This window comes from Methylacidimicrobium cyclopophantes (genome assembly GCF_902143385.2).
Taxonomy (GTDB): domain Bacteria; phylum Verrucomicrobiota; class Verrucomicrobiia; order Methylacidiphilales; family Methylacidiphilaceae; genus Methylacidimicrobium; species Methylacidimicrobium cyclopophantes.
In genome coordinates, this window is the sequence record NZ_CABFUZ020000113.1 from 1 (window position 1) to 7,004 (window position 7,004).

Here is a 7,004-nt window from a genome sequence, read left to right on the forward strand (position 1 = left end):
GTCGAGCTCGCCCGCCTCGAATACCTGGTCACCTTTGGCATAGTTCCGAAGAATCCTCATACGGGATATGGCTATATCGAGCAGGGGGAGGAGATCGAAAACGGGATTCCCCTTGGTCACAAGGTGGCTCGGTTCATGGAAAAACCAGATAGGGAACGGGCGGAAGCCTTCGTCGCCTCCGGCCGCCATTTCTGGAATGCGGGAATCTTCTGCTTCCGCGTCGACGTTCTCTTGTCGGCCCTGCGGGAGTGGGCAGCGGAGATCGCCGAAGGAATCGAACTCTCTCTTTCCGGCATCCCGGAAAAGGATGGGGTCATCGAGCTGCCGAAAGAGTTTGGCCGTCTTCCTTCGGTCTCCCTCGATTATGCGGTCATGGAAAAGGCCCGGAAGGTTGCGGTCGTTCCCGCTCCCTTTTCCTGGAGTGATGTGGGCTCCTGGTCGAGCTACGCGAGCCTCCTCCCCTCGGACGCTCAGGGAAACCGTGTAGTCGGGGAGGGGCTCCTGCACGAAGCTGAAGGATGCGTCGTCCACTCGCCCGATCGACTCGCCGCCATCCTGGGGGTGAAGAACCTCCTCGTGATCGACACCCCGGATGCGCTCCTCGTCGCGGCCAAGGACAGGGACCAGGAGGTGGAAGGGGTGGTCGCCGAGCTGAGACGGAGGGGACACCCCACCCACCTGCTCCACAGAACGGTCCACAGGCCCTGGGGGACCTATACGGTCCTTGAGCAAGGAGCTCGATTTGCCATCAAACGGATCGTCGTCCGGCCGGGAAGGGCCCTCTCTTTGCAGATGCACCACCATCGGAGCGAGCATTGGGTCGTCGTCTCGGGGACGGCCAAGGTGACGCAAGGGGAGACCGAGCGGCTCGTACGACCGAGCGAATCGACCTACATCCCTGCGGGAGTCACTCATCGGCTGGAAAATCCGGGATTGATCGACCTTGTGATCATTGAGGTTCAGTGCGGCGATTACGTGGGAGAGGACGATATCGTCCGCTTCGAAGACCGATATGGACGAGCCTAGGGATCCGACCTCGTATTTTCCTGGGAAACCGACGACGGGAGGAAATCCCACTTGCTTCCACGTGAGTAGCTCTCGATAAAAGGAAGGACCATGCGCGAACTCTGGAAGGTGCTTCAATTTTCTTCGCCCTTCCTGCGCAAGCATTGGAAGATCTTGGCGGCGGGGATGCTCTGCGGCTTTCTCTTCGCTACGATCAACGGGACCTATCTCTTCGTCCTCAAGGCCGCCATCGACAACTTCGTCGGCACTCCGGCACCAATTGCGCAGAGTGCAGCGGCAGAACCGAAACAGGGCTCCCTCCGAACGAAAGCGGGTTTTACGGAAACCCTGCGGCAATGGATGCCGATGATGGGCGCGAAGATCACTTGGAAACAGGTCGTCGGAGGGCTCTTGCTCCTTCCCGGAGTCGCCTTGGTCCGCGGCCTCTTTCGCCTCGCCAACTCTTACTTCATGAACCTAGGGGCGGGCCGAATCGTCGCCGATCTGCAGACCGCGGTCTTGCAAAAGCTCCACGCCCTTTCGATGGACTTTTATCACCGGTCGACGACCGGCGATCTCTCGGTTCGAATCCTGAGCGATACCCAAGGCTTCTACCAGTCGATCAGCATCCTCTTCACGGATGTCGCCAAGGATCCCTTTACCCTGCTGGCGATTCTCATTTCCTGCGCGACGATCGACTGGCGGCTGACCCTTGTGGCGGCCCTGCTGATCCCGATTTGCATCGTCCCCGCAGTTCTGCTCTCCGGGAAGGTCCGCCGGAGTGCCGCGAAGATCGTTTCGACGGCGGTCGATCAGAACAACCTTCTCCTCGAATCGGTGGCGGGCGTCCACGTCATCAAAGCCTTCTCGCTCGAGCAGCGCAACGCCGATCGCTTTCGGAAGCAGGCGAACGACCTAGCACGCCAGAGTGCCAAAATGAACACTTCGAGCTCGCTCGTCAGTCCTTCGATCGACGTGATCGCCAGCCTTGCCCTCTCTCTGCTCATCCTGACCGTCGTTTGGCAGCATGTGAGTATCGCGAACATGGCGGTGATCGCCAACGGGGCGCTCCTCTTCTTCGCTCCGATCCGGCGCTTGGCCGATGCCAACGTGAAGATCCAGGAGGGGGCGATGAGCGCCAAACGCCTTTCGGAGTTGCTGGAAACTCCGGCAAGCGTTCAGGAAGCGAAGCACGCCAAGCCGATCCGGGAGTTTACCGAAGCAGTCTGCTTTGATCATGTGACCTTCCACTACGGAAACCGGCTCGTGCTCAAAGATGTCTCCTTCACTCTCCCAAAAGGAGCGAAAATAGGAATCGCCGGTCCCAGCGGGGCCGGAAAGAGCACGATCACGAGCCTTCTCCTCCGATTTTACGATCCGGTCGAGGGTGCCATTCGGATCGACGGCCAAGACCTGCGGGATCTCAAGCTCCAGGATGCCAGGGCTCTCTTTTCGCTGGTAAGCCAGGACGTCGTGATCTTCAACCTGACGGCGGCGGAAAACATCGCGATCGGCAAGCCCCATGCGACCCAAGAGGAAATCGAGGAAGCCGCTCGGATGGCCGGAGCCCATGAGTTTCTTTCGCAACTGCCGCAGGGCTATCACACCAAGATCGGCGAGCGCGGAGTAAAGCTTTCGGGGGGCCAACGGCAACGTCTTTCGATTGCCCGGGCCTTCATCCGCAACGCTCCGATTCTCATCCTCGACGAAGCGACCTCGAACCTCGATTCGCACAGCGAGGCCCAGGTTCAAGCCTCGATCGAGTCGCTGGAGCAGGGCCGGACCGTTCTTCTCATCGCTCACCGGCTCTCGACCCTGGCCGGCTCGGATTGGATCTTCGTCCTGGAAGAAGGCCGGATCGTCCAAAAGGGTACTTACGCCGAGCTTTTGGAAGCCGAAGGCCCCTTTCGTTGGCTCGCGGAGAGGCAGGGCCTCTGCCCCGTGGCGGCGTAACAAGCGGATCTCATCGGTTGTAGAACCGGTTCCAGGGAATTCCGCAGCGGGAATGGTGGCTTTGCCGCGAGAGCGAGCGAAGATAGGGAGAGCCGGGAAAAGGACGGCCCGCCGTTTACCGCCCGGCCTACCGAAGCCCTTCGCCGCCCTCGTTCTCTTCTCCCTGGCTCGCCAAAAGCTTCCGGAGCCAAGCGACGCCTAAGGCCGCCCAGCGATAGCCCTCTTCCCCCTCCTCAGCGGAAAAGCTTTCGGTCGGAAGGCTGTCGACCTCCCCGTAAAAGCTCATCTCTCGATCCTTCCGTAATTCGCGGCTTGCGGCAATCAAGATGGCCGCTTCCGCGCGAAGCTCTTCGGGCAACGCCTCGATCTCCCGCGCAAAAAATCGGCCCACTTCGTGGATGCGTGGGGGATCGACCCCCAAGGATCGCAAGGCCGCTTTGAGCACCAGCTCCACGATTTCTTGGGACTCGCGCCGAAGGTTCGCATAGGATGCCCTCTCTCGAAAGACATCGAGTGCCCGGAGCCGATCTTCGACCATGCGCAGGTAAGCGCGCGCCAAATCACTCTGTGTCATAGAGAGCGAAGGAGGCCAGACCCCGCTTTCCCCCCGGTCCTCGAAAGTCCCAGAATTCCTCCCCAGCCCAGGAGAGCTTTCGAGCCCCTTCCCTCTGACGCATCCGGCGGATCCTGCGAAGGAACTCCGAGACAAATCCCTCCCGTTCCCAAAGGATCTCCCCCTCCTCGGGCAGATCCAAAAAGAACGGGGCTCCTTCCCGCAGCTCCTCCGGCGAGCGAAAGACCCAGGAGATCTCTGCCGGATATCCCCGGGCAAAGAGAGCTTCCCGCGCCTCTTCCAAAGGCCTCACCGCCTCTCCCCGGAATGCTGCAAACCTTTCTTTGCGCCGGGGTGCCAAGCGCTCCGCGATCACGAGCAGGTCGAGATCGGAATCGAACCGGGCGTTCCCGCGCGCCACCGACCCGAAAAGCAAAAGGCCGAGGAGATTCTTTCCACAAATCCGCTGGCAAGCCTGGACACAAAACGGAAGGAGCTTGCGCAGCTCTTCGGTGGCCTCCGTCGGTTTTCGGACTTTCTTCAAGATCTTGTTTCCTCGAGCGCTCTCAGCCTAGCACCAGCCGCCCGAAGGAGCCAACTCCAGATCTCGGGGCTGCGATCGCCCCATCCATTCGCTTCGCCAAGTCCACCCCGATTTCCGCCGGCTTGCGGGATCGACTCCAGAGGCTTAGCCTAGCGGAATGACGGCAGCGGCCGCCGGAGCGCTCAGCCTGGGCGTAGGACTCCTGATCCTCGCCGCCAAATTTTTGGCCTATCGACTGACCGGATCGGTGGCCCTCTATTCCGATGCGCTCGAATCGGTCGTCAACGTCGCCGGAGCTGCCGCAGCCTTTCTCGCGCTCCGCATCTCCTCGGCTCCCCCGGACCGCAACCATCCCTACGGTCACACGAAGGCCGAGTATCTTTCGGCGGGCTTCGAAGGAGGCTTGATCGCGGTGGCGGCGGCGCTGATCCTTTGGGAAGCTCTCCGGCGGCTCTTCGCCCCATCCCCTCTCCCTCGACTGACCGAGGGGATCGCGATCTCGCTCGCCTCTACCGTGGTCAACGGCGCTCTGGGGGCCTATCTCTTGGACCGGGCTCGAAAGGAGAGCTCCCCCGCTCTTTCCGCGGATGGCCTCCACCTCTTGACCGACGTCGTGAGCTCCCTCGGCATCGTCTTCGGCCTCCTTCTGGCCAAATGGACCGGTCTCTGGCTGCTCGACCCTCTGCTCGGCCTGGTCCTTGCCGGCTATATCCTCTGGACCGGCTACGGCTTGATGCGCGGCTCGGTGAGCGGACTCATCGATGAAAGCCTTTCGCCGGAAATCATAGCGTCCATCGAGGCGAGCCTCGTCGCCGAAGGCCCTCCTTTTGCCGAGATCCAACGGCTCCGGAGCCGTGGAGCCGGACGCGCGGTCTTCGTCGAGTTTGCGCTGGTCGTTCCCGGCTCGCTCTCGGTCCGGGAGGCGCACGAACTGTGCGATCGGATGGAGGAGGCGGTTCGTCGGACCGTGCCGCAGGCTTCGGTCACGGTCCATGTGGAGCCGGCCGAAAAGAAGGAAAGCGTCCTGTCGATCGACCGGCGATCGGGGGAGCAGCCCGGCGGCTTCCCTCCCGGGATGCCCCCTTAAACTTCGCCCGAGATCCGATGGTCTGCCGAGAGGGATCCACCCCCGGTGAAGAGGAGGCAGAGACATCCCGCGACCGCCAGGATGTGAAACTCGAAGCCTTCTCCCGCCTGGGTTCCAAACCAGTTCATGAAGAAGCCGTACCGGAGATGCACCAGGATCGCGGCCACCGCCATCGTCGTTCCGAGAGCGAATGCGGCCAGTCGGGTAAAAAAACCGAAGGCGAGAGCAATCGGAGCCAGAAGCTGGGTCCAGACTGCGGCTTGCGCCAAGAGCATCGGAATGTGGAGGGACTGGTGAAGAAAGGCCGTGCTGGCTGCCAAGCCCCTGCCGCCGAACCAACCGAAGATGTTCTGGGCTCCATGAGGAAAAAAGACGATGGCAAGTCCCAAGCGGAGCACGAATGGGCCAAGCGAACGCCGCGTAGCAAGCAAGCCAGCGAATGGATTCATCGGCGGGTCCTCCTCTTGTTCCACCCTTTTCGGGCGATGCCCATATTGCCCGGAAATCCTATTGCCAGACAAGCGGATCCGTTGGAACGGCAGGGCCGCGTTCCCGTCCGCTCGCTGCCTCTTGCGGCCGAATGCGGGAGGGCTCTTGCTCCCTTCGGAGACGATCGAGATTCCCTCGGGCGAGAGTCGCTTCGGCTTCCGGCGCTTCTCTTTTTCCTCCTTGAGCGACCGCGATCCGGAGTGGAGAATGCTCCCAGCGCGGCAAGGTCGTGCCGAAGAGCGGTTTTCCAGCTGCGGACGATTTACCCATGAAGGACGACGAAGGCCGGAACCCCTCCCTGCTCTTTCCGCTCGGGGACTACCTCGCCGGCATTTTCACGGGCACCCTCGTCGCTGCCGCTGTCCGAAGCCTGGTGGCTCCCGGGTTCGATATGGCATTGGCGATGGTGCTCGGCATGGTCGTCGGCATGGTCATCCATCTTCTGCTCGGCTTCGTTCTCGGGCCGCTTTTGGGCATGTTCCAGACTATGATCCCGGGATCGTGGATCGGAATGTATGGAGGAATGCTCTTCGCCATGCGCGACTCGATGGGGGCGGGCTCGCACACCTGGGTGAGCGCGCTCGGCGTGGGAGCGCTTTTCGGCGGGATGGCGGTGGGAGCGTTTCACCTCTACGACCGGATCCTTCGGGGGCCGGTCAACGGCCCCAGAGGACGAGAGGTCGAATCGGCCGGCTCGTCGACTCGGAAAAAATGGGACGCAGCGAGCCGATTCTTCGACCGACTCACCTGGGCCGACGACCGGCGCTTCGGTCCGGAAAAGCGGCGGCTCTTCGCGGGATTGGAAGGCCGGCTCCTTTTCATCGGGGCGGGGACCGGCAACGACTTCCGCTACCTGCCTCCCGGGCTTTCGGTCACGGCGATCGATATCAGCCCGTCGATGCTGGCGCAGGCTTCGGCCAAGGCCGCCGCCTACGAGGGAAAAATCGAGCTTCGGGAAGCGGATGTGCAGCGGCTCGACTTTCCGGACGATTCCTTCGACGAGGCTCTCGCCGTCTGCACCTTTTGCTCGGTTCCCGATCCCCTCCTTGGTCTTCGGGAGGTCTACCGAGTACTCAAGCCGGGCGGCCGCTTCTTCCTCTTCGAGCATGTGCGAAGCCGGATCGGCCCCGTGGGGATCCTCTTGGATCTGATGACCCCCCTCTCCCGGCTCGTCGGTCCGGCTCTCAATCGGGAGACCGTGAGCAACGTAAAGGCTGCCGGCTTCTCGATCCTCGGGGAGGAAAACGTCTACTTGGACATCGTCAAGTGGATCGAGGCCCGGAAGCCCCGGGAGTAGCGCTCCTCTCCCCGCGCGAACCGGCCGATCCCCATTCCGCTCTCCTGCCAGCGCGTCCCGGGCGAGCTCGCCCGGA

The 7,004-nt window shown here is 62.0% G+C and carries 7 protein-coding genes; 4 read left to right on the top strand and 3 right to left on the bottom strand.

Annotation, left to right across the window (positions count from 1 at the left end; genetic code table 11):
• A partial coding sequence (locus FN369_RS05000) for a mannose-1-phosphate guanylyltransferase/mannose-6-phosphate isomerase (protein WP_246189563.1) occupies window positions 1-1,026 on the top strand: 1,026 nt, incomplete at its 5' end.
• Between the two features lie 90 nt (window positions 1,027-1,116).
• Window positions 1,117-2,958: an ABC transporter ATP-binding protein gene (locus FN369_RS05005; RefSeq protein WP_142525098.1), complete on the top strand. Its 1,842-nt coding sequence runs from the start codon at window positions 1,117-1,119 to the stop codon at window positions 2,956-2,958.
• A gap of 127 nt (window positions 2,959-3,085) precedes the next feature.
• On the opposite strand, the gene FN369_RS05010 is transcribed toward FN369_RS05005, so the two are convergent.
• Together FN369_RS05010 and FN369_RS05015 are read right to left on the bottom strand one after the other, a co-directional pair.
• The gene (locus tag FN369_RS05010) at window positions 3,086-3,532 is read right to left on the bottom strand and encodes a HEPN domain-containing protein (RefSeq protein WP_142525099.1); all 447 of its coding nucleotides are present in this window, start codon (window positions 3,530-3,532) and stop codon (window positions 3,086-3,088) included.
• Window positions 3,519-4,055: a nucleotidyltransferase domain-containing protein gene (locus tag FN369_RS05015; RefSeq protein WP_178087687.1), complete on the bottom strand. Its 537-nt coding sequence runs from the start codon at window positions 4,053-4,055 to the stop codon at window positions 3,519-3,521. The genes FN369_RS05010 and FN369_RS05015 overlap by 14 nt, the downstream gene beginning before the upstream one ends.
• Before the next feature lie 157 nt (window positions 4,056-4,212).
• Here FN369_RS05015 and FN369_RS05020 point away from each other — a divergent pair, with 157 nt between their 5' ends.
• Window positions 4,213-5,142: a cation diffusion facilitator family transporter gene (locus FN369_RS05020; protein WP_142525101.1), complete on the top strand. Its 930-nt coding sequence runs from the start codon at window positions 4,213-4,215 to the stop codon at window positions 5,140-5,142.
• Here FN369_RS05020 and FN369_RS05025 read toward each other — a convergent pair.
• Window positions 5,139-5,591 (bottom strand): DoxX family protein, encoded by a 453-nt coding sequence (locus FN369_RS05025; RefSeq protein ID WP_142525102.1) that lies wholly within the window; start codon window positions 5,589-5,591, stop codon window positions 5,139-5,141. The genes FN369_RS05020 and FN369_RS05025 overlap by 4 nt on opposite strands.
• Window positions 5,592-5,899: 308 nt before the next feature.
• Here FN369_RS05025 and FN369_RS05030 point away from each other — a divergent pair, with 308 nt between their 5' ends.
• Entirely contained in the window at window positions 5,900-6,928 is a 1,029-nt protein-coding gene (locus FN369_RS05030; RefSeq protein WP_246189564.1) for a class I SAM-dependent methyltransferase, read from the top strand.
• Window positions 6,929-7,004 lie beyond the last annotated feature (76 nt).